Origin of the sequence: Niastella vici, assembly GCF_002077945.1 — a bacterium.
Taxonomy (GTDB): domain Bacteria; phylum Bacteroidota; class Bacteroidia; order Chitinophagales; family Chitinophagaceae; genus Niastella; species Niastella vici.
On sequence record NZ_LVYD01000046.1, the window covers coordinates 23,821 to 47,174 of the forward strand.

Consider the following 23,354-nt stretch of genomic DNA (forward strand, 5'->3'; position numbering starts at 1 on the left):
GGCAATGCATCATTATATTATAAATGCATCCATTCAAATTGTTCCCATTGTGCTCGACAGGCATCCTTATCAGTGGGTCGATGATGCTATTGCCATTATCACAAACTCAGGCATTAAATACGAGGTTACCCCATTTGCCACTATCCTCGAAGGCAGGTACGATGAAGTAATGAAGGTAATTCACGAAGTGAATGAATTCCTTTATCAAAAAGGGTGTGCCGAATGGATCACCAATTTGCAGATCCAGATCCGTAGTTCGGGTGATATTACGGGTGAAGAAAAAGCGGGGAAGTTCAGAGGATAGCCGCAAAAGGAAGATCAAGCACCTCGTACGCCCGGTCGTTTGGCCAGAAATAATGCCACCATTCTGTCTCCAGCTTAGTAAATCCGTGTTTTTCCATTGTCTCCTTCAGCAGTTTCCGGTGTTCCTGCACAGCCGGTGGTAAACCGGTAAAATCATGATGGGCTGTATCGCTGAAATTATCGAACCCGGTGCCCATATCCAGCTCGCGATGGGTTTTCAGGTCAATAATGGTGAGGTCTATTGCCAGTCCCCGGTTATGCCCCGATCCCCTGACGGGGTTGGCCACATAGCGTTCATCCTTAATAAGTTCCCAAAAGTGTACGGTAACGCTGTACGGGCGGTAGGCATCAAAGATCTTTAACCCGTACCCCCGGCTGTTCAGCTCCTGTTGTACGGCGGCCAGGGCCCGGCCGGCGGGTAGCCGCAAAAAGGTATGGCGGGTGGCCGGGGTATACATCTGTGTGTGGGTAAAATTGTTAATTGTAGCATACCGCAGGTCATATACGATACCCGGGATGATTTTTTTTAATTCCACCATTTTTTTGGCAGAATCATTGCGTACAGATGATTGATATTCATTGGTTTTACTGATGACCGGCACCCCGTATTTACTAACACTTGTTGTTTGCGCACAAGCCGTGAATACGTGGAAAAAAAACAGGGAGGCCATTACGTAAATACAACGGTGAAGCACTATTTTGTATAACATTGTACCCGGTTTTAAGGCAGATTAGGTGGTGAAAAGATACATAATTTAATTCCGGATAACCAGGATCAATAAACATGAAAAAAGGTATTTCCCAAGGCTGTCGCTGGTGCCTCATTTTATTTGTAGCGCTTAATTTACTGGCCTGCCATGGGCGTGGTAAAACTGCTGTAAAACCACCCGAAAAACCTAAAGAAAAAGATATTGTAGAGCAGCCCGAAGCGCTGAATGTTCGCATAACCCACAATATGCAAAAGGCGCTTGAGTTTATACTGGCCAGCCAGGGCGTGCTGAATGATTCCATTAAACTGGGCAAGGATTCCATCGTTAATGAATTGTATCAAAAAAGGAATTTTGAACCCATCTGGAGCACCCAGGAGAAGTGGCTGCCCCTGAGCGATTCGCTGGTTGAATTTATTGGCCATGCCACTGAATACGGCCTGTTCCCGGGCGATTATCATTACCGCATTTTACAAAACATTCGAACTCAAACCACTGAGGATACACTGGGGCAAAAGGATGCTGCCTTATGGTCGCGCGGGGAGCTGTTGCTTACCGATGCCTTTTTCAGGATGTGTTACGACCTGCATGTTGGCCGCCTGCCCTATGACAGTGTTACCCTGCGGAAAGACAGTATGAGCATGCGTTCGTGCCTCGATCTGTTCGATACCCTGCAGCAAAACAGGGATGTGGCCGGTTTAATGCATGCGCTGGAACCCAAACATGGGGCCTACGATTCGCTGAAAACAGGGTTGAAAAAGTTCCTGCAGTCAATAGATACGCTTAAGCCCTATACATATATCCCTTATCCCCCTAATAATTCAGCCGATTATAATAACAACCTCAAGAAAAGGCTGTTTGAAGAGGGGTTGCTGAATTCACCATTTGATTACCTCGATACAACATCGATGAAACTGGTGATCAGCAAATACCAGCGCGAAAAAGGGCTTACCGAAACAGGGAAACTGAATACCCCTACGGTGAACAGCCTGAACAATACAAGCTGGGAAAAATTTAAGCGGATAGCCATTACACTCGACCGGTTTAAGCTGTTACCCGATTCTATGCCAACGACTTATATCTGGGTAAACATTCCTGCATTTAAAATGCAGATCGTTGACTCAAATTTGGTGAAGATGGAATCGAACGTTATTGTGGGGCAGCCAAAGACCAGGACCCCATTGTTGACATCGAACGTGTCGAATTTTATAACATATCCGCAATGGACGGTGCCTTACAGCATCATATTTACGGAAATGATGCCCAAAATATTGGCAAACCCCGACTATTTGCGAAAGCAGAACCTGATGGTTGTCGACAATAACGACAGTGTTTTGAACCCCGACAGCCTGAAATGGAAAAGATTTAACAAAGATAATTTTCCGTACCTGATCAAGCAGCGGCAGGGGGACGATAATTCGCTGGGAGTATTGAAATTCAACTTCGCCAACAAATACAGTGTGTATTTACATGATACCAATGCCCGGGGATTATTCTCAAAAGAGAACCGCGCTTTGAGTCATGGTTGTGTCAGAATTAAGGAATTTATGAAATTGGCCGATTTTTTGGTGCGTTATGACACTTTGCGGTTTCCGCCCGATACCCTACGGAGCTGGATAACCCGTAAAGAGAAACATGTTGTTTCGGGATTTCCGCGGGTTCCTATTTTCATCAGGTATTTTTCCTGTGAAACCAGGAACGGAAGTATTAAGTTTTATAATGATGTGTATGGGGAAGACAGGTTGTTGTGCCAGCGGTATTTCGACGACAAGACCCTTTAATAAATTCTAGACTATGAAAAATTTACTGGTTTTAACGGTCCTGATGGGCGTTTTCCTGGCGTCCAAAGCGCAGATAAATATTGATAGCATAGCGTTGAACAAGAAGCGTAATGTACCTGTAACTCAATTTGGTGTGGCCAGTTTTTATGCCGACAAATTTGAAGGCCAGCGCACCTGCACCGACGAAATATTCACCCAAAAGAGATTAACGGCCGCCTGCAATACCCTCCCGCTTAATTGCTGGATAAAAGTTACCAATTTAAGGAACAAAAAGAGTGTTATGGTCTGGATCAATGACCGGATGCACCCATCGAACCCCCGGCTAATTGATATGAGCAAATCGGCTGCCGTTGCCCTGGGTTATACCGGACACGGTTTAACGAGGGTGAAGATCACCTACCTGGGTAAAAAGAAACCTGATGAAGCATTGCTCGCCGACAATAAATAATTTCTTCAGTTTACTGACACCGGTTATTTTTGGTTATGGCTTGAAAGCCAAGACCGGTTATGAAAAAAATAGTAGGATTTCTGCTGGGCATCCTGCCTTTTCTGGCACCTGCTTTTTGCCAGGACGACCATATACAGCGACCTACTTTAGGCATTTATTTCTTTTTCAATGATTTTAAAACCGCTGCAAATATCCGCGCAACCTCCCTGCGCGAAGTACTGCGTAACTCCCAATTTGGCAAGCTGAAGGAAATGTCGCCCGGACTGGCATTGAACTACATGACCGGGCTTACAAAGCATTTTGATATCTCCGGTATGGTAACCGGAAGTTTTCTGGATTATTATACACCCGATGGCCGCCTGCTTGGGGAAGATAATCTGTTGCTGGAAGGCGATGTATCGCTAAAGGGAAAATTATTTTCGAACCGGTATTGGGTGAGTCCGTTTTTGCAGATCGGTGCGGGCTTTTCAAAGTTCAGAACATATTGGGGCGCAATAATACCGGCAGGCATGGGCTTTCAGGTGAACCTGTTCGATGAAGCTTTTTTTATTGTAAATGCCCAGTACCGCATAGCAGTTACCAATTCGGTGAGTGATCACTTCTTTTATAGTTTGGGGATAGCGGGGAATATAGGTGGTAGAAAGAAGGGTAGTGGGCGTTCAGTGTTACCACAAGATTAGATAGGAATATGAAGTAAGGAGGTAAGAAATAGGAAGTAAGAAGTGCCCGCATTTCGGGTTTTTCTTACTTCCTACCTCATACTTCTTACCTCATTTGCATAAATCACAAGACGCCCTTCGTAGAAGGGAGATAGTTCGATAAAGGATCTCTCTTTACGGCCATCCGGATAGCTTTTGCAAATGCTTTAAAGATAGCTTCTATTTTATGGTGTTCATTATCGCCATGGCATTCGATGTTCAGGTTGCAGCGGGCAGCATCTGAAAACGATTTAAAGAAGTGGAAGAACATTTCCGTTGGCATTTCTCCAATACGTTCTCTTTTGAATTCAGTGTTCCACACGATCCAGTTACGGCCGCCGAAATCGATCACAACTTTGGCATCGGCTTCATCCATCGGCAAAGCAAATCCATAACGTTCCATACCACGTTTGTCGGCCAGTGCTTTGGCAAAAGCTTCGCCCAGGGCAATACCGGTGTCTTCAATGGTGTGGTGTTCATCGATATGCAGGTCGCCATTGGCCCTGATGGTGAGGTCCATTTTACCGTGCCGCGCTATTTGATCGAGCATATGATCAAAAAAGCCAAGGCCGGTATAAATAGCGCCCTTGCCGCTGCCATCTACATTCAGTTCTATCTTTATCTGCGTTTCGTTGGTATTACGTTCATGTACCACCTTGCGCAATCCCAGCTTCAGGTATTCATAGATCACGCTCCAGTGGGTGCTTTCCAACGCAATTACGGGACGCAGTTCAGCTACTTTATCTTTTATTTCCCCTGCGCCCAGGTTGGGGTCCTGGTTCAGCCAAATGGCTTTACAGCCCAGGTTCTTGGCCAGCTGAACATCGGTGATGCGGTCGCCAATAACATAGGAGTTGGCGATATCATAAGCCGGGTTGTTCAGGTATTGCGTAAGCATGCCTGTACCCGGTTTGCGGGTGGGGGCATGGTCGTGGGGGAATGTTCTGTCAATATGCACCGCGCTAAAATGAATGCCTTCGCCTTCCAGACTCTTCATTACCAGGTTATGCAGGGGCCAAAAGGTATCTTCCGGAAACGAATTGGTACCCAGGCCATCCTGGTTGGTGACCATCACCAGCTCATAATCGAGCTCGCGGGCAATGCGGCCCATGTATTCAAACATGTTCGGGTAAAAAGTGAGCTTGTCAAAAGAATCCAACTGATACGTAGGTGGCGCTTCGTTGATCAATGTTCCGTCGCGGTCGATAAATAGAATGCGTTTCAAAAAAGTAATTTTAAGAGTTCACTATTATTTCAGTTTGGCGCGCAGGGCTTTTACTTCAGCTGCCGTCACCATGCTTGCTTTATTGCCAAAACTATTGCGAACATACGTCAATACATCTGCAATTTCCTGATCAGTTAATGTAGATTCCTGCGGGGGCATGGGATTGTGGAATTTATCGCCGTTTATATCAATTTCGCCGCCTTGCAATCCTTTCAGAACGATCTTGGTCAGCGCCTTTTTATCGCCCAGCACCCATTTTGTTTTTATCAATGGCGGGTTCATATTGGGCACGCCGCTGCCATCGGGCTGGTGGCAGGCCAGGCAAACATTTTCATACACGGTTTTACCTCTTGCTATGGCTGCTTTTGCACCGCCTGGTTGTTGCAGGGCAAAAGAGGTGGCGATAATAAAGATGATTGTTGCTGGAATTACTTTTTTCATATGAATTTTATCTGTGTTGGTTGATGTGTTTCAAGGTTACCAGTTACCTGTTTCCAGGTACCGGGACTTGAATTTCGAGCTTTCTGCAAATATTCGGGATCTCCTAATTTTTTATCCCGGCAACCGGAACCGGGTAACCGGTAACTTACTTACTATAGCTCACTTTCCAGATGGTTCCATTATTGTCGTCTGAAATTACCAGCGAACCATCGGGCGCCTGTGCCAGTCCACAGGGGCGGTATTTTGCCTGGCCGGTTGAGGCGCCGCTGGTGAAACCTGAGAACCCATCGGCAAACACTTCCCATTTTCCGGAAGGCATACCATCTTTGAACGGCACAAATACTACAAAGAAACCTGCCTGTGGTTCAGGGGCGCGGTTCCATGAGCCATGAAAAGCGATGAACGCGCCATTCCTGTATTTGGCAGGGAATTGATTACCGGTATAGAACAGCAGGCCATTAGGGGCCAGGTGACCGGGGAACTGAACAATTGATTTTGTTTTATCGGCACAGCGGTCAACCTTTTTGCGGTCGCCGCCATATTCAGGGTTCAACAGCTTTTCCTGTTTACCATTATCGTAATAACAATAAGGCCAGCCGCAATCGGCACCTTTTTTTATGCGGAACAATTCTTCGGCCGGGTTCTCAGCGCCTTCTTTTTGGGTAAACAATTCAGGATAGAACTGGAATAACATGTCGCGGCCATGCTGCATAACATACAGTTCATTTACTTCATTATTCCAGTCGAGCCCAACCACATTACGCAAACCCGTTGCATAGCGAACACCTTCTGCATAGGATTGATTGAGTTTATCTGCTTTGAATTGCCAGATGCCACCTGCTTTTTCAAGAATGGGGCAGGGGTCTTGTCCGGGTGAACCTTTTACGCGGTCATTCACCTGGCAGCAGTTCGAAGGGGCACCGATGTTAACATAAATATTGCCATCGTTATCCAATGCCAGCGATTTTGAATTATGCTGGTTATTGTCAACCAATCCGGTTACGATCTTTTGTTCGGAACCAATGTCAACAGTGCCTGTTTTTTCATCGATCTTATAACGGTATACATCTGAATTGGAAGAAGCGTAGAGATAACCATTTTTAATGCAGATGCCGGTGCCTACATAGTTACCAAAGCCGCTGGTTGCATCGGCCTTTCCATCGCCATTGGCATCGTGTAAACGAATAATGCCTTTGCCATCTTTCAGTTTTTCCAACTTAACAAAGATGTCGCCATTGGCAGCAACTGTGAGGTGGCGGGCCCGGCCCAGGTCAGTGGCAACCACAACAGATCTAAAACCGGTGGGCAACGTGATGGCCGCCGCATCTCTTGTAACTTCAGCTGTTGAATGCGTTTTCACTTTAGTGCTATCGCTGCCAAATGCTGTAGCGGCTATAGCTAATGAACATGCCAGGAATAAAGTATTTTTCATGATGCAGTATTTAAAGCGCTTTTGTTAAAGCAGGTTTTAAAGTTACTGTTTTAGCAAACTACGTTCAGGCCGGTTTCCAGTTTTTCAGGGCGTTCACTACTGCCACATTCTCATCGGGCGTACCCACTGTTATCCGCAAACAGCCGGCGCACAGTTCCACGCTGCTGCGATCGCGCACTACGATGCCTTTTTCCAATAAATATTTATAAATGGCTTTAGGCTCTGTTACCTGCACAAGCAGAAAGTTAGCATCGGAAGGATAGATCTTTTTAACAAACGGAATGCTTAACAGGTCTTTCGCCAGCAGATCGCGTTGGGCAACAATTTCACGGATCATGTCATTTACCTGCCCAACTTCTTCCAGCGCCTGCAGGGTTAGCTCCTGTGAGGCCTGGTTGATGTTATAAGGCGGTTTTATTTTATTCATAACATGAATGATGTCCTGTGATGCAAATGCCATACCCACACGCAACGCGGCCAGTCCCCAGGCTTTTGACAGGGTTTGCAGTATCACCAGGTTGGGATAGTCGTTCAGTTCCTGGGTAAAAGAGCGGAAACGGGAAAAATTGATATACGCCTCATCAATGACCACAATACCGCTGTAATTATTCAGGATAACCTCAATATCGTCGCGGTCGAGTGAATTGCCTGTGGGGTTGTTGGGCGAACACAGGAAAATGATCTTGGTGTTATCGTCGATCGCTTCTTCAATGGCCGGCAGGTTCAGCTGGAAGGCCGTGGTAAGCGGTATTTTCTTTATGTTCACATCGTTGATGTGTGCGCTTACTTCATACATGCCGTACGTGGGCGGACAGATCAAAATATTGTCTTTTCCCGGTTCACAAAATGCCCGCATCAGCACATCGATGCACTCGTCGCTGCCATTGCCCAGGAAAATGTTCTCAACCGGAACGGCTTTAATGCCGGCTAATTTTTCTTTTACTTTCAGCTGCAACGGATCGGGGTACCGGTTATACCATTTGGTGAGCGGCGATCCAAAACTGTTTTCATTGGCATCGAGGAAGGTATTGGCCTCGCCTTTGAATTCATCCCGTGCCGAAGAATAGGGAACGAGTTTTTTTATATTATCTCTTAGTAAATTATTTAAATCGAAAGTCATGAGTCAGCAACTTTAAATCAAAAATGATAAACCATAATTTTTTTTAGACGAACTGCATGGGTGGCCTGCCCAACTACCCGCCTAGGGGTAAGCCCTGGCGGGCGCAGCAACTACAGGCGAACTTTCACCGCGTTGGCATGCGCCTGTAAACCTTCTGCCTCGGCCATAGCGATCACCGTTTTGCTGATGTTCTTTAAACCTTCCTGTGTTAATTGCTGGAAGGTGATCTTTTTTACAAAACTATCCACGCTTACCCCGCTGTATGCTTTCGCATAACCATTGGTGGGCAGGGTATGGTTGGTGCCGCTGGCATAATCGCCCACGCTTTCGGGCGAATAATGACCCATGAAAACGCTGCCGGCATTGATGATCTGTTCAGCGATAGCTTCCACATTATTACAGCTCAGGATCAAATGTTCGGGCGCATATTCATTCAGCAGTTCGATGGCTTCTGCTTCGTTGTTCACCAGAATGAGTTTGCTGTTGGCCAGTGCTTTTACGGCAATATCTTTTCGGGGCAATTCGGCTACCTGTTTGTTGATCTCCTGTTCAATGCTGTTCACCACGGTGGGTGAGCAACTCACCAACACTACCTGGCTGTCGGCGCCGTGCTCGGCCTGGCTCAGCAGATCGGCTGCTACAAACGAAGCCGTAGCCGATTCATCGGCATATACGGCCACTTCACTGGGGCCGGCCGGCATGTCGATGGCCAGCCCATCCTGTTGCACCAGTTGTTTGGCGCAGGTTACATACTGATTACCGGGGCCGAATATTTTTGATACCGCAGGAATAGTTTCGGTTCCATACGCCATGGCGCCAATGGCCTGTACGCCACCCACCTTGAATACTTTGGTAATGCCTACAGCCCTGGCAGCAAACAGAATGGCAGGATGCAACTGACCGTTGGCATCGGGTGGCGAGCAAAGGATGATCTCCTTACAACCGGCCAGCTTTGCCGGAATGCCCAACATCAGGATGGTAGAAAAAAGTGGTGCGGTACCACCGGGAATATACAGGCCCACTTTTTCAATGGCCACGCTCTTGCGCCAGCATTGTACGCCCGGCATGGTCTCTATTACTTCGGGCGCAGTTAGCTGCGACTTGTGAAACGTTTCAATATTTACTTTGGCAGAAAGGATCGCTGCCTTTAGTTTGGCATCCAACGATTGCTGGGCAATCATGAATTCTTCTTCCGCTACCTGCAGGTCGCTGATAGTGGCTTTATCAAATTGCAGCGTGAATTTTTTTACTGCTGCGTCGCCCTGTTGTTTTACTTCCTGCAAAATGTGCTGCACCGAACTTTCCAGCGCGGCCACATTCATTACCGGCCGTTGCAGCAACGCCTTCCATTCGCCCCGTTCAGGATACTGATAAACTTGCATGTTTTCAGACTATTTAAAATTAGATGATCATTTTCTCGATGGGCACTACCAGTATTCCCTGGGCGCCGGCGGCTTTGAGCTGTTCAATGATATCCCAGAAAGTATCTTCGCTCAGTACGCTGTGTACGCTGCTCCAGCCTTGTTCGGCCAGGGGCAGAACCGTAGGGCTTTTCATCCCGGGCAGCAGGGCGATGATCTCCTGTACTTTATCATTGGGGGCGTTCAGCAAAATGTATTTGTTGTGTTTGGCTTTTTTTACTGATCGAATGCGGAACACCAGTTTGTCAACCAGTTTTTGTTGTTCTGCGTTGAGGTCATTATTGCGGATGAGCACGGCTTGCGACTGCAATAAGGTTTCCACTTCTTTGAGGCCGTTCATAAGCAGGGTAGAACCGCTGCTTACCAGGTCGGCCACCACATCGGCAAGGCCGATACCGGGAGCAATTTCAACCGATCCGCTGATCTCATGGATCTCGGCCTGGATATTATTTTTTGCGAGGAATTCGTTGACAAGATAAGGATAGCTGGTGGCGATGCGTTTTCCCTGTAATGATTGCACGCCTTCGTATTGCTGGCTGCGTGGAATGGCTACCGAAAGACGGCATTTGCCAAAACCCAGTTTTTCCACGATGACTGCTTTCTTGTTTTTTTCGTACAGCACGTTTTCACCAACAATGCCAATGTCGGCCACGCCATCTTCAACATATTGCGGAATATCGTCGTCGCGCAAAAAGAAGATCTCGAGGGGGAAATTATCCGATTCGGTTTTCAGCCGGTCTTTTACATTGCGCAGGTCAATACCGCATTCTTTCAGCAGTTGTACGGAATCTTCATACAGGCGACCCGATTTCTGAATAGCAATCCGAAGTTTCATTGGAATGTCATTGTTTTTGATGTCCTGTTTAACAGGCCTGGTTTTAAATGATAAGGGCTTACCATGCGGTAAGCCCTTATAAATATCTGGCACTACACAAAGCACCATCGGCCTACCTGCAGGGGTAAGTATGATGATGGTGGTGAATGTGTATGAAAATTGTCATAATGAGCCGCAAAAATACTACTTACCTTCTTTCAGCAAAATTTTTTTTACGTTAAGTGTGGTTATGCACAACCTGCATAATTATTTTGTGCGCATCCATTTAATAATGTGTAACTTACAGAGAAGTAAACCCCGCCGTTGACCGGCCTCAGGGCCCGGCACGGATAATGAGAAAAGAGGAAATTGCCTGATTTTTCCTTGTTCTTTGTTGGATAATTAAACCTTTCAACATGCCAAACCGATCGCCTGCCCAACGATTTGTTATTCTTATTTTGCTGCTATTTTTAGCCTGGTTCAGCAGGTGCAAACCATTCACTTCTTCCCAAAATAGTTTTCCCCGGCCGGCCGTTGCAAACGGACAATAATCGTAACTTGATGTTATGAAATCGCACCATTACAAAGTAAACAGTACCTGGACGGGCAACCGGGGAAATGGAACCGCTTCCTATACAGCCTACGACAGAAATCATACTATTGCAACGGGTAATAAACCGGTGATCCCCGGTTCATCGGATCCCGCTTTTCGCGGCGATGCTACCCGGTATAATCCGGAAGAATTACTGGTGGCTTCGCTGTCATCGTGCCACATGTTGTGGTTCCTGCATCTGTGTTCTGCTGCGGGCGTAATTGTGGTGGACTATGTTGATGATGCAACCGGTAATATGGAAGAAACCGCTGATGGCGGTGGCCATTTTACGGAGGTTACTTTGTTTCCGGTGATCACTGTGGCCAGTGAAGAAATGGTTGACCAGGCAGATGCATTACACGAAAAGGCCAATGAATTATGTTTTATTGCCAACTCATGCAATTTTCCGGTGCATCATAAACCTATTTATAAAATAGCTGAACACGTGTGACGAGGCTTGCATCGATCTTTCTTACACCCCCTTTAGGGGGATGGGGGGTTAAGGCAGCGGCCCTTTGTGATAGTTGTAGGAAATAGCGCGCAGAATAGATTTCTTCAGCACCAGTTTAAAGAAGAGATAAACCACGTGTAAAATAAAGACCGTCCAACCCAGGAAATCAAATATGCGGCTCATCAATTTTTCGGTTCCGGTGTTCATGACCGTATCGCGGGGCAACCCTTTTGTTACAAATAACTCATCGAGGTATACATAGGTGCAAACAAGCAATAATACCAGAAAGATCTCCTGCATTATGAATGAAAACAGGGCAAATGGTTTTTTGAGCTGCTTTTTAACGCGGTAATAAAAATAAACGCTCAGGATATTATAAGGGATGAGGCAGAGATAGGCATTGGTGTTGTTATTGAAATAGTAAAAGTTCAGCATAAGGCAGCTTAGCAAAATGCTTACTTCCATACCCGGACTATTAGCCAGATCGGGATTGATGAATACAAGGTGCACTACGCTGAAAAGAAGTATAAGGAATAAGGTGCCTATGATCGTGTTTTGGGTCGTTTCGGGACAGTCGTTGGTGAAACAAACTGCCTCAGCTATATTATAGTGATACAGGATGTATTGTCCTAACCAGGCTACTAAAAACGAAATAACCAGGATCAGGGTAATGGATATTATCGCATTACGGAGGGTCATAAGGATGCTTAATGCCTTATAAAAATAATAAAATTTATCAGTGTCCCTAATAGCTGGTGACGTTCCTGTCGCATTTGTGCTACTTTTTTCGTTTTTGATACTGATAACCAGGCTGGTTTATGCAACAATTCCTTGTAATGTGTGGCCTGTTTATTGCTTCCAACCAGTCATAATCGTCATTATCTGTTAACTTTTTTCAATATGGAAACCATTTCAATTATAGTGAGCGGTTTGGTGCAGGGTGTTTATTACAGGCAAAGCACCAAAGAAAAGGCGTTGGAACTGGGCATTTCGGGAATGGTCAAAAACCTGCCCGATGGCAATGTGCACATCAGGGCCACCGGTACGGCCGATCAGCTGGAGCAACTGGTGCAATGGTGCAAACAGGGACCACCGCATGCGAAAGTAAAAGAGGTGAAAGTTGAAAATGAAGACATGCAGGTATTTATGGGGTTTGCTATTCTGAGAAATTAAGAATTAGAAAGGAAAGTTGCCTTTTTCATTAACTTTCCACACATTTTTTAAAACTTCCTATTATGACCCAACGATTCTTGTTTAACCTGTTCCTGCTTTTTTGTGTGTATTCCCTGCAGGCACAACAACCTTTGCGGCAAGGCGATCCCAAACTCACTGAAGTGTGGGAACCCGAACCAAAAGTGATCACGCCTGGTAAAACCAGCCTCGATGCGCCATCTGATGCCATTGTATTATTTGGTGGAGAAAATGCCGATGCCTGGGCTGCAAAAGATAATGGTGCTGCCAAATGGAAGGTAGAGTCGGGCATACTCACCGTTGCGCCCGGTACCGGTGAAATACATACCAAACAGGGTTTTGGCGATTGCCAGTTGCATATTGAATGGAGAACACCCGCTGAGGTGAAAGGCGATGGACAGGGCCGTGGTAACAGCGGTATTTTCTTTATGGGCCGTTACGAATTGCAGGTGCTTGATTCATACAAGAACAGGACCTACAGCAACGGACAGGCAGGTAGTATCTATAAACAATTACCACCGCTGGTAAATGTCAGCCGTGGTCCCGGCGAATGGCAAACCTATGATGTTATATTTACTGCTCCCCGGTTTAATGAAGATGGTTCGGTTAAATTACCCGCCCGCATAACGGTATTGCATAATGGTGTGCTGGTGCAGAATAACTCAACCTTATGGGGCGGTACCCAATACATTGGTATTGCCACTTATGAAAAACATGGCGATAAGGAACCGCTGGTGTTACAGGACCATGGCAATCCTACCAGTTTCAGGAATATCTGGATCCGCCCGTTATAAAGTTATTTGGTTCGTTAGTTATTGAGTTATTAAGTTGAATTCATCTTAATAACTCAATAACTTATGAACCCTGCTTTAATAGTTCATCTACAATAGCGTAAAACTCTTTCTTGTAGGCTTCATAGTGAATGCCCGTACCAGGGCCCATAAAGCCGGTATGTGTTTTTTTCAGTTTCCCGTCACGGCCAATGAACAGGGTGGTGGGGAACATTTTTATCCGCGTTATCTGGGGCAATGTCTTTTCTGTTCGAAGGGTATCTGAAACCTTCACTCCGGTAATAAGCATGGGATAGGTAATATTGAAATGCTGCTGAAATTTGCGCAGGCCCTGTTGCGACCGTTTAAAATCGGTGCTGTACTCATAAGCCAATGCGATCATTTCAACCCCGCGTTGCTTGTTGTTTTTATAGTAATCACTTAAGAAGGCCGTTTCATCCATACAATTGGGGCACCAGGAGCCCATGATCTGAATGATCACCACTTTATTTTTAAACCGGTCGTCGGTAATGGATACGAGGTTGCTGTCCAGATCAGGAAAACGGAAGTTCAGGTATTCTTCACCCGGCTTCAGGTACACTGCTGCCAGGGTATCGGGCACGCTGGCCTGTTCATTTTTTTGTGCGGTCCAGTTTTCGTGGTAAGTAGCGCCGGAAGCAAATAAACCATTGGTGATAACAGAATCATTGTGAACGGTTCCCCTGAAATAATAGGCATGGCTGCCATCGAATGTACTTAAGTGCAGGGTGTCGTTGTGCACCGCACCTTCGAGGTAACGATAATCTCCGGTTGGTGTTAATACAGTGCCGGTTAATGCAGTGCCATTTTGTTTGAACTCAATCACTGCCTGCATGGGATTGCTGTTTTCAACAAATACAGCGCTCCAGCGACCGGTAAGTAGGCGTTTGGTGTGTTTTGCCTGCGGGTATCGTTGCGGTTGATTATACGTGAACACTACGGGCATTACCTGTGTAGTACTGGAAGTGCCTTTGATCCATACGCCCCGCAAGGTATTATTGTTTACGGCCTGTAACCTGAATTCAGATTCAAACAAAGGCATTTGCACCAGAATGGAGTCCTGCTTTTGTTCTATGGCGGTTACTTCAATCTTCTCTGCGGCATTGCGGATGTACCAGACAGGTTTTCCTTTTTTATACTGAATAGCCACATTAAAATCGATCGTATGGCCATCGGTGCGTTGCAGGGAAGCGCGCCACCATCCGGTGGGTAAAGGAATATTAGCTGATGTATAGGTTACCAAACCGGTCAGCAGACCGATGAGCCAGGGAATCTTTTTCATAATAATTGATAAACAAATTTAACCGGTGCAAGTTTACTGCATTAATGCCTTACAAAAGATTGGGGCTGCTTCATTTTTTTGAAACAGCCCCGGTGACAACACATAGCACTAAATGCCCAAAGAAAACCCATGAATTATTTTGCACCTTTTTAACAAAAAGGAATAATACTATAGAATTGCTACAACCTTAGTTGTAAGAATTGCTGATCTATTGCTATAGAAAGTTTGCTACATCAGGGACCATAAAACCGGCCACGCAGAAACAGTTTATAATGTCAGGAGAATTGCTCTGACAATATAATAACAATTCCTGTAAAACCAAAAAAATATGACCCGGAAGGGGGCGTGCGTCAAACCGTAACGCGTAAACGCATAAGCGTCAATCAGGTATTGCGCAAATTTTCCAGCATATCCTTTGTCATTTTCAAGAGGTCGTATTCATGTTTCCAGCCCCAGTCGTTGCGGGCTACAGAATCATCAATACTTTGCGGCCAGCTATCAGCTATGGTTTGCCGGTAGTCGGGCTCATAACTGATGTTGAATTCAGGGATATAATTCTTTATGGCAGCTGCAATTTCTTTGGGTGAGAAACTCATTGCCGAAATGTTATAGGAAGTGCGAATGGAGATATTTGCCGCCGGTGCTTCCATAAGCTCGATGGTTGCTTTAATAGCATCGGGCATATACATCATGGGCAGATAGGTATCTTCGTTCAAAAAGCACTGATACTTTTTTTCTTCCAGCGCTTCATGGAAGATCTCGATGGCGTAATCGGTGGTGCCGCCGCCGGGGGCAGATTTATAAGAGATCAAACCCGGGTAGCGGAGGCTGCGTACGTCAACATGGAAACGCTGGTGATAATAATTGCACCAGAATTCGCCGGCATATTTGCTGATGCCATACACGGTGATGGGTTCAATAATGGTTTGCTGCGGACAGTTTTGTTTGGGCGATGTAGGACCAAACACGGCAATACTGCTGGGCCAGTATACTTTGTATATTTTTTCTTCCCGGGCAATATCGAGTACGTTCAGCAAACCCTGCATATTCAAATGCCAGGCGAGGTTGGGATTTTTTTCACCGGTTGCTGAAAGAATGGCGGCCAGCAGATAGATCTGGGTAATGTTCTGCCTGATCACCTGTACGTGCAACATTTCCTTGTTCATTACATCGAGGCTTACGTACGGACCGGTGCCTTTAAGCAGGTCATTCTCTTCGCGCAGGTCAGAGGCAACGACATTATTATTGCCATAGATCTTGCGCAGGGCCAGGGTTAATTCAACACCAATTTGGCCCGAAGCGCCAATTACGAGTATTCTTTCTCTAATCATGTATTAACGATAGTTAGTTTTTGTAATAGCCGCAAAAGAATGAACAAAAGATCAAATAGGCAAATTTGAGTATGTACACGATTGCGGTAATTAAAACTGATTGATTATTAGTTGGTTAAGCTTTTTATGGCCGGCCCAAACCACGAGAACTGGTTATCAAATTAGCTAATTATCAAATTATCACATTAGTTTACCTTTGCGCCATGAAAAAAATGCTTACTGATCTTTTTGCCAACCAGCAATACGATACAACAAACTTCTTTTTGATTGCTGGCCCCTGTGTAGTGGAAAGTGAAGAATTGTTGCTGGAAGTAGGAGAGAAGGTATCCACCATTTGCCGCAACCTGGGCATTCCTTATATTTTTAAAGCCTCGTACCGCAAGGCTAATCGCACCAGCGCTACTTCTTTTACCGGCGTGGGCGATGAAAACGGGCTGGCTCTGTTGCAAAAAACCGGTAAAACCTACAAAGTGCCGGTAACTACCGACATTCATGCGCATGAAGAAGCGGCCATGGCAGCACAATATGCCGATATTTTACAGATACCCGCCTTTTTGTGCCGTCAAACCGATCTGCTGATAGCCGCTGCAGAAACCGGTAAAATTGTGAATGTAAAGAAGGGACAATTTGTAAGCGGCCCTTCCATGAAATTCGCTGTAGAGAAAATAGTAAAAGCCGGCAATGAAAATGTAATGCTCACCGAGCGTGGTAATACCTTTGGCTACCAGGACCTGGTGGTTGATTACCGCAATATAACCTGGATGAAAGAGCACGGGGTGCCGGTGATCATGGATTGCACGCATAGTTTGCAGCAACCCAATCAAACCACAGGAGTAACAGGCGGTAATCCCCAACTGATCGGTACTATTGCCAGTGCTGCTATTGCAACCGGCGCCGATGGATTGTTCATTGAAACACATCCCAACCCTGCAGTAGCAAAAAGCGATGGGGCAAATATGCTGAAGCTCGATCTGCTCGAAGGTTTGTTGCAAAAGTTAGTGAAGATCAGAAAGGCAGTGGTATAGGTGAATGGTGAATGCCCGTCCGACCGGTCATCCGGGCGGGGTTAATGGTGAATGGGTTTCTGATTTTCGAGCGTAATCATTGAATTTAACCTCACGATTTTTATAAAAGAAAGTGCCCTTAGTAAGAGATAACCTCCTGAAGTTATACTCGAACTAAGGGCACTTTATTATTTAGTTTTAGAGAAGTTTGAGATTCGTAGTGAGCTGGCCTAAGAATTATTGACCATTGACCATTCACCATTGACCATCATTACTTCATTAAACGAACCGTATCAACAATGGTAACATTGCCGGTAGTTACAACAATGCCTGTTTTAGTTTGCGATTTGTACGTTGTGTCTGTGGGATAGTACTTCATTGTGTAAGAAGCTGCAGGAACTCCTTTGATCAAATAGCCACCATTTAAGTCGGTAAATGTGCTCATGGTATCGGTACCATTGATCGCATACACAGCGGTAAGCACTGTTTTAGGCGTTACCGCCCCTTTGATACTGCCGCCTACCGCATTCAATACGGTGCGGATAACCGGTTTCAGAATGAATTTGCCATTGCCGGTTGATACAATTGAACGGCCGGCATCGAAATCGAGCACCATCGTATACAGGATACCGCCAGTTACATTCTGCTGAACGTTCAGCTTTAAACCGCTTTGTTGCGCGCTGGGCGTTTCAAGCGGAATGGTTACGCCATTGGCAACAATGGAATTGTTTGTACCCAGGACCAAACGGATCTGGTGCAGTTTGCCGCTCGGAATATCGGCATTCACCAGCAGGGTGTCTTTGTCATTCACCAGGTCGAGCAGGTTGTAAATACCAGCATGTACACCTGGTAACGATTGCCAGCCTTTGTCGTCATCACCGGTTACATTGATCTGTACATCTTTCAGGTCAATATAAACCGCATCAAAAGCTGCAGGATCGTCTGTCATGCGAATTTCCAGTTTTGCTTTGTCACCGGAATCTTTCTCAGAACAGGAAATGAGGGCAGAGGTAAACAGTAAAAACACGATTAGGGACTTGAGAACGTTGGATTTCATAGCGTGTCAAAATTTAATATAAACGCTAAGGAACCAAAACTATACCACACATAAAAACGTAATATGAAAAAAGCTCCCAAAGGGAGCTGCAAGAAATTGTTTTTCAAAGGAATTGCAATACAAAAAAATATTTATAAACATTTTTTTGCATCTAATATTGGATTAAAAAACGGGGTGAATAATTATATTGGTAATGATAGATATACGGAAAATTGTACCGGAAGTTTACTATGAGGTATCTAATATAGTCATAACAGTAACCGGAAAGAGTTTAGTTTCTTTTATGGAGGGAATTTAACATTTCATAAACAATTTTGACAGTTACACGGAAAAAATTGTAAGGTCGACACTTTAATGAGAAACCTTCTTTTGTGAGAGCAGCTGACTGGGCAAAATGCCAAACTCTTTTTTAAATGCGATGGTGAAATTGCTCAGGTTCGAGTAGCCCAGTTCCATGGCTACTTCCTTTACAGAAAATTTACCGGTTAACAATTTATCCTGCGCCGCATGCATGCGGGCTTTTTGAAAATATTCATAGATGGGAAAGCTGTACATGGTCTTGAAATCCTTCTTCAGCTTCGATTCGCTTATGGCAGCGATCTTGGCCAGTTGTTGAATAGAAGGCGGCGTTTGCAGTACATTCCTTGTTAACAGCCGTTCAATATGCATAACCCGGGCAATATCTTCATGCGTTAGCGGTAACCGGTATGCCGGATTGCTCATTTTTTCGAACAGGCTCGAGAAGAACCGTTCTATCAACAGCATCATACGGTTTTGCAAAATGGTCGTTCGCAGTGGATTGCTTTCCTCTACATGGCAAATGGTCTTTATCCACCGGCGATAGCGGGCATCGAGCGGAACAATATTAATACTCTCGGCTTTCAATGAAATATAGGCGGTAAGCACTTCTTCAACCCGTTCCACTTCAAAATACTGGGCCAGCCAATGCTTACTGAAGATAATTTGCAGTCCTTTCCAGTTGCAGCCCGCTGTGCCTTCATACGCCCAGTTATATCGCGAACTGGTGAGGTAGGCCAGCGCTTTATTCGTATTCTTTCCCCTGATCTTTTCCTCGGCCACAGAAATGGTGAGTGATTGCGGAATGGCCAGTTCATCAAAACGCAGGGTATAATATTCTTCAGCAGCATTATTAACCTGTATATGCCAGTCCTGGTGCAGGGTGCAATCCATAATATAGGCATGCAATCCATTGGGGACATGCAGGTGACGAAAACTGCCAGTTGCGGTAGCTTCGGGAAAAAACAATTGGTCGTGATGCGCCGGTATCTTTAAGGCATCGGCCATGGCATGCACCAATTGTTCGTAATTGGTATCAGTATAATCAAATTCAAACACATTCCCTCCTTTATGTTCACACACAAATTCAAATTACATACTCTCCCCGGGCACAGCAGGTGCCGGGCGCTGGTAACAGATCAGGAATCAAAGGTTTTTACTGATATTTCAGGGGGTTACGGCGCAGTGAAAAAATGTACCGTTTAATATTCATCCAAAATGCCAGAATGAAATAAATAATAAGCGGAGAACCCATCGTAAGAAAGGATACATAAATAAACCAGGTACGAATGCGGGATGTGGCAATGCCGAGGCGCTCGCCAATAGCCGAGCATACGCCAAAAGCCTGCCATTCTATGAAATACCTGAACCGGTTCATGGCTCTAAATTAAAACATTCGGCAAAAATGTGCAAGTCTACAATTTCACCCTACCCCTTTTTTAGGTAACTTTGGCAAACTTTTTTATACGTTTAATCACCTCTTAAACGAAAAATCATGGTTTTTGATCTGGACTTAATCAAAAAGGTTTACGCCGCAATGCCCGAGAAGGTCGCTGAAGCGCGTAAACTGGTAGGCCGTCCCCTTACATTAGCAGAAAAAATATTATATGCCCACCTGTTCGTTCCGGCAGAAAAAGCATATGATCGTGGGGTTGACTACGTAGATTTCACGCCCGACCGAGTTGCCATGCAGGACGCTACGGCGCAAATGGCGTTATTACAGTTTATGACCTGCGGGCGTGCAAAAGTGGCCGTTCCATCAACCGTGCATTGTGATCACCTGATTCAAGCCAAGACCGGTGCTCAGGAAGACCTGAAAACCGCAAACGAAGTAAATAAAGAAGTATACGAATTCCTGGCCTCTATTTCCAATAAATATGGTATTGGTTTCTGGAAACCCGGCGCTGGTATCATTCACCAGGTTGTTTTGGAAAACTATGCCTTCCCCGGTGGTATGATGATCGGTACCGACTCTCACACCCCCAATGCCGGTGGTTTAGGGATGATCGCCATTGGAGTTGGGGGCGCTGATGCCGTTGACGTTATGGCCGGCCTGCCCTGGGAGCTGAAAATGCCCAAACTCATCGGTGTTAAATTAACCGGCAAAATGAGTGGTTGGACGGCAGCCAAGGACGTGATCCTGAAAGTGGCTGGTATTTTAACTGTAAAAGGTGGTACCGGCGCTATTGTTGAATATTTTGGCGAAGGCGCCGACAGCCTGAGCGCTACCGGTAAAGCTACTATCTGTAACATGGGTGCCGAAATAGGAGCTACCTGCTCTTTGTTCGCCTATGATGATAAGATGGCCACTTACCTGAGTGCTACCGGCCGCGAAGAAGTGGCTTACCTGGCTACCCAGATCAAAGAACACCTGCGTCCTGATGAAGAAGTATACGCCGACGCCGCTAAATACTACGATCAGTTAATCGAGATCAATCTCGATGAACTGGAACCATATGTAAACGGGCCTTTCACGCCAGACCTGGCATGGCCTATTTCTAAATTCGCTGAAGCCGTAAAATCAAATGACTGGCCTGCGAAACTGGAAGTAGCCCTGATCGGTTCCTGCACCAACTCTTCCTATGAAGATATCAGCCGTTCTGCTTCACTGGCAAAACAGGCCGTTGATAAAAATCTGAAAGCTAAAGCAGAATTCACCATCACCCCCGGTTCTGAAGTTGTTCGTTTTACCATTGAAAGAGATGGTTTCCTCGATACCTTCTACAAGATCGGCGGTGTAGTGCTGGCAAATGCCTGCGGACCCTGCATTGGTCAATGGGCCCGTCACATCGATGATCCCAAACGCAAGAACTCGATCATCACTTCGTTCAACCGCAACTTTGCAAAACGTAATGATGGTCTGGCTTCTACGCACGCGTTTGTAGCTTCTCCTGAAATTGTAACTGCCTTCGCTATTGCGGGTGACTTAACCTTCAACCCGTTAAAAGATAAATTGAAGAACGAAGACGGTAAAGAAGTAATGCTCGATGAGCCTACCGGTGCTGAATTACCGCCTAAAGGTTTTTCTGTAGAAGATGCCGGTTATCAGGCGCCTGCTGCAGATGGTAGCGGTGTACAGGTAAAAGTGGCTGGCGACTCACAGCGTCTGCAATTGCTGGCACCATTTGCCGCCTGGGAAGGCACTGACCTCAAAGGTTTGAAACTGCTGATCAAAGCAAAAGGCAAATGTACCACTGACCATATCTCTATGGCTGGCCCCTGGTTAAAATTCCGTGGCCACCTCGATAATATCAGTAACAACATGCTTATCGGCGCCGTTAACTTCTTTAATGAAGAAACCGATAAAGTAAAGAACCAGCTCACCGGCGAATACGGAGCAGTTCCTGCTACCCAACGCGCTTACAAAGCAGCCGGTATCGGTTCTGTGGTTGTAGGTGATGAGAACTATGGTGAAGGTTCAAGCCGCGAGCACGCTGCAATGGAACCCCGCCACCTCGGCGTTCGCGCCATTGTGGTAAGAAGCTTTGCCCGTATTCACGAAACCAACCTGAAAAAACAGGGTATGCTGGCATTGACCTTTGCCAACAAAGAAGATTACGATAAAGTACAGGAAGACGATAGCATCGATATCGTTGGACTGGGATCTTTTGCGCCAGGCAAACCATTGACCATGGTGCTGAACCATAAAGATGGCAGCAAAGACCAGATAACGTTGAACCATACCTATAATAAACAACAGATCGAGTGGTTTAAAGCAGGTGGTGCGTTGAATGTGATCCGTTCACAGTTTGCGAAAGGGTAATATATTATAGATATGAATAGTAAAAGGCTGTCCCTAACTATCGGGATAGCTTTTTTATTTATAGACTTGTCGTTGGTCAAGAAATTAAGAAAAGTGTAGAAGAAATATTATAAATTGTACTAAATTATTTAGTTTTAGATTGACTATGGAAACCTTAAGCATAAGAAATTTGGGGCCAATTAAGAAGGCTGACATTGATCTAAAACGGATCAATGTTTTTATAGGGTCCCAGGGAAGCGGGAAAAGCACTATAGCAAAGGTTATCAGCGCTTTCAGAAATTATAAAAAAATGAAAGCTGATTGGGTTGAAACTGAGTTTGTAAAAAAACTTGAGGATGATTATGGGCTTGCCAGTTTTTTTAAAGAAGATACAGAGATTAGTCTGGTAACACCAAATGGGAAGTTCAAAATTGGTAATTCGGGTTTATCCATGCTAAGGGAAGATAGGGCTACTTATTATACCCTTCCTGATTCAGTTTATATTCCAGCCGAAAGGGTGTTGGTGCCGCTTATTTCAGAAAACACTTTTCTGTTCATCAGAGAGAATATTTTTATTCAAAAGTATATTACTGATTTTGGAATATTATTTCAAAATGCCCGTAAATTAATTAAGGAACAAACCGTTGATTTTTTAGATGGGGTTACTTATTACTATGATGACAATATTGATAAAGTAAAATTAAAAAATGGAAGAATAATTAGGTTGAGTGAAAGTTCCAATGGAATACAATCAACGCTACCGTTATTGCTCGCCATTCGTTTTTTAGCAGAAAAAGCAGGAGGAAAGACAGCAAAAGATATTTCTATTGCTATTGAGGAGCCAGAGTTATCCCTTTTCCCATCCTCACAAACTGAGCTTCTCAAATTTATTTTGGATATAATAACCCCATTGAATTATCATTTAACTATTACTACCCATAGCCCATATACGCTAACTACTGTAAATAACCTCATTTATGCATACCAGGTAGGACAAATAAATGAAGATGTAAATGATATTGTGCCAAAAAAATTATGGCTCAACCCTTCCGATGTTGGCGCCTGGCTAGTAGAAAACGGAACAGTCCGTTCAATTATAGACGAGGAAAACAGGCAAATAAGAGCCGAGGAAATTGATAAGATATCAGAAATCCTTAACCAGGAATATGATAAAATTATGGATTTGAAATTTGCTCAAAGGAAATAAT

Annotated in this window: 23 protein-coding genes; 10 read left to right on the plus strand and 13 right to left on the minus strand. The window is 45.1% G+C overall.

All coding sequences use genetic code 11. The features are described from left to right. The first annotated feature begins 4 nt into the window (after positions 1-4). A complete protein-coding gene (locus tag A3860_RS16605) occupies positions 5-304 on the plus strand; it encodes a thiamine-binding protein (protein WP_081147857.1) in 300 nt (99 codons plus the stop codon). On the opposite strand, the gene A3860_RS16610 is transcribed toward A3860_RS16605, so the two are convergent. Next, positions 294-1,013 (minus strand): M15 family metallopeptidase, encoded by a 720-nt coding sequence (locus tag A3860_RS16610; RefSeq protein WP_081147858.1) that lies wholly within the window; start codon positions 1,011-1,013, stop codon positions 294-296. The genes A3860_RS16605 and A3860_RS16610 overlap by 11 nt on opposite strands. Before the next feature lie 74 nt (positions 1,014-1,087). On the opposite strand from A3860_RS16610, the gene A3860_RS16615 reads away from it, so the two are divergent. Genes A3860_RS16615 through A3860_RS16625 form a run of 3 tightly spaced genes read left to right on the plus strand, consistent with a single transcriptional unit; the run spans position 1,088 to position 3,919 of the window. Continuing rightward, entirely contained in the window at positions 1,088-2,791 is a 1,704-nt protein-coding gene (locus tag A3860_RS16615; protein WP_081147859.1) for a L,D-transpeptidase family protein, read from the plus strand. Positions 2,792-2,804: 13 nt separating this feature from the next. Continuing rightward, a complete protein-coding gene (locus A3860_RS16620) occupies positions 2,805-3,239 on the plus strand; it encodes a septal ring lytic transglycosylase RlpA family protein (protein WP_081147860.1) in 435 nt (144 codons plus the stop codon). A 59-nt stretch (positions 3,240-3,298) separates the two neighbouring features. Next, positions 3,299-3,919 (plus strand): hypothetical protein, encoded by a 621-nt coding sequence (locus A3860_RS16625; protein ID WP_081147861.1) that lies wholly within the window; start codon positions 3,299-3,301, stop codon positions 3,917-3,919. Between the two features lie 103 nt (positions 3,920-4,022). On the opposite strand, the gene hisB is transcribed toward A3860_RS16625, so the two are convergent. The 6 genes from hisB to hisG form a co-directional block, all read right to left on the minus strand. Then, positions 4,023-5,162: a bifunctional histidinol-phosphatase/imidazoleglycerol-phosphate dehydratase HisB gene (hisB, locus tag A3860_RS16630; RefSeq protein WP_081147862.1), complete on the minus strand. Its 1,140-nt coding sequence runs from the start codon at positions 5,160-5,162 to the stop codon at positions 4,023-4,025. Positions 5,163-5,186: 24 nt separating this feature from the next. Continuing rightward, entirely contained in the window at positions 5,187-5,603 is a 417-nt protein-coding gene (locus A3860_RS16635; protein WP_081147863.1) for a c-type cytochrome, read from the minus strand. A 145-nt stretch (positions 5,604-5,748) separates the two neighbouring features. Continuing rightward, a complete protein-coding gene (locus A3860_RS16640; protein ID WP_081147864.1) occupies positions 5,749-7,035 on the minus strand; it encodes a PQQ-dependent sugar dehydrogenase in 1,287 nt (428 codons plus the stop codon). Between the two features lie 64 nt (positions 7,036-7,099). Beyond that, complete coding sequence (gene hisC, locus A3860_RS16645; RefSeq protein WP_081147865.1) at positions 7,100-8,155, minus strand: histidinol-phosphate transaminase; 1,056 nt, start codon at positions 8,153-8,155, stop codon at positions 7,100-7,102. Between the two features lie 110 nt (positions 8,156-8,265). Further along, entirely contained in the window at positions 8,266-9,537 is a 1,272-nt protein-coding gene (gene hisD, locus A3860_RS16650; protein WP_081147866.1) for a histidinol dehydrogenase, read from the minus strand. Positions 9,538-9,556: 19 nt separating this feature from the next. Then, positions 9,557-10,411, minus strand: a complete 855-nt coding sequence (gene hisG / locus A3860_RS16655; protein ID WP_081148057.1) for an ATP phosphoribosyltransferase — start codon at positions 10,409-10,411, stop codon at positions 9,557-9,559. Between the two features lie 545 nt (positions 10,412-10,956). On the opposite strand from hisG, the gene A3860_RS16660 reads away from it, so the two are divergent. After that, the gene (locus A3860_RS16660) at positions 10,957-11,433 is read left to right on the plus strand and encodes an OsmC family protein (RefSeq protein WP_081147867.1); all 477 of its coding nucleotides are present in this window, start codon (positions 10,957-10,959) and stop codon (positions 11,431-11,433) included. Positions 11,434-11,481: 48 nt separating this feature from the next. Here A3860_RS16660 and A3860_RS16665 read toward each other — a convergent pair whose 3' ends face one another. Beyond that, positions 11,482-12,132, minus strand: a complete 651-nt coding sequence (locus A3860_RS16665; protein WP_081147868.1) for a hypothetical protein — start codon at positions 12,130-12,132, stop codon at positions 11,482-11,484. A gap of 201 nt (positions 12,133-12,333) precedes the next feature. Here A3860_RS16665 and A3860_RS16670 point away from each other — a divergent pair, with 201 nt between their 5' ends. Continuing rightward, positions 12,334-12,606, plus strand: coding sequence for an acylphosphatase (locus A3860_RS16670; protein ID WP_081147869.1), 273 nt, complete (start codon positions 12,334-12,336; stop codon positions 12,604-12,606). Positions 12,607-12,668: 62 nt separating this feature from the next. After that, positions 12,669-13,418, plus strand: coding sequence for a 3-keto-disaccharide hydrolase (locus A3860_RS16675; protein ID WP_081147870.1), 750 nt, complete (start codon positions 12,669-12,671; stop codon positions 13,416-13,418). Between the two features lie 61 nt (positions 13,419-13,479). Here the strand turns inward: A3860_RS16675 and A3860_RS16680 are convergent, their stop codons facing one another. Together A3860_RS16680 and A3860_RS16685 are read right to left on the minus strand one after the other, a co-directional pair. After that, positions 13,480-14,715, minus strand: a complete 1,236-nt coding sequence (locus A3860_RS16680) for a peroxiredoxin family protein (protein WP_081147871.1) — start codon at positions 14,713-14,715, stop codon at positions 13,480-13,482. A 383-nt stretch (positions 14,716-15,098) separates the two neighbouring features. Further along, the gene (locus A3860_RS16685) at positions 15,099-16,046 is read right to left on the minus strand and encodes an NAD-dependent epimerase/dehydratase family protein (protein WP_081147872.1); all 948 of its coding nucleotides are present in this window, start codon (positions 16,044-16,046) and stop codon (positions 15,099-15,101) included. Positions 16,047-16,249: 203 nt separating this feature from the next. Between A3860_RS16685 and kdsA the strand changes: the two genes are divergently transcribed. Next, positions 16,250-17,071, plus strand: a complete 822-nt coding sequence (gene kdsA / locus A3860_RS16690; RefSeq protein WP_173820224.1) for a 3-deoxy-8-phosphooctulonate synthase — start codon at positions 16,250-16,252, stop codon at positions 17,069-17,071. 250 nt (positions 17,072-17,321) lie between these two features. Here kdsA and A3860_RS16695 read toward each other — a convergent pair whose 3' ends face one another. The 3 genes from A3860_RS16695 to A3860_RS16705 all read right to left on the minus strand — a co-directional run bounded on the left by A3860_RS16695 (position 17,322) and on the right by A3860_RS16705 (position 19,782). Continuing rightward, on the minus strand, positions 17,322-18,107 hold the full coding sequence (locus A3860_RS16695) for a DUF4382 domain-containing protein (RefSeq protein ID WP_081147873.1): 786 nt from the start codon (positions 18,105-18,107) through the stop codon (positions 17,322-17,324). Positions 18,108-18,458: 351 nt separating this feature from the next. Then, entirely contained in the window at positions 18,459-19,487 is a 1,029-nt protein-coding gene (locus A3860_RS16700) for a helix-turn-helix domain-containing protein (protein ID WP_143774140.1), read from the minus strand. Between the two features lie 73 nt (positions 19,488-19,560). Next, positions 19,561-19,782: a PspC domain-containing protein gene (locus tag A3860_RS16705; protein ID WP_081147875.1), complete on the minus strand. Its 222-nt coding sequence runs from the start codon at positions 19,780-19,782 to the stop codon at positions 19,561-19,563. Between the two features lie 159 nt (positions 19,783-19,941). Here A3860_RS16705 and A3860_RS16710 point away from each other — a divergent pair, with 159 nt between their 5' ends. Continuing rightward, complete coding sequence (locus tag A3860_RS16710; protein WP_262497311.1) at positions 19,942-22,167, plus strand: aconitate hydratase; 2,226 nt, start codon at positions 19,942-19,944, stop codon at positions 22,165-22,167. Between the two features lie 145 nt (positions 22,168-22,312). Next, positions 22,313-23,353, plus strand: a complete 1,041-nt coding sequence (locus A3860_RS16715) for an AAA family ATPase (protein WP_081147877.1) — start codon at positions 22,313-22,315, stop codon at positions 23,351-23,353. The last annotated feature ends 1 nt before the right edge of the window (position 23,354 follow it).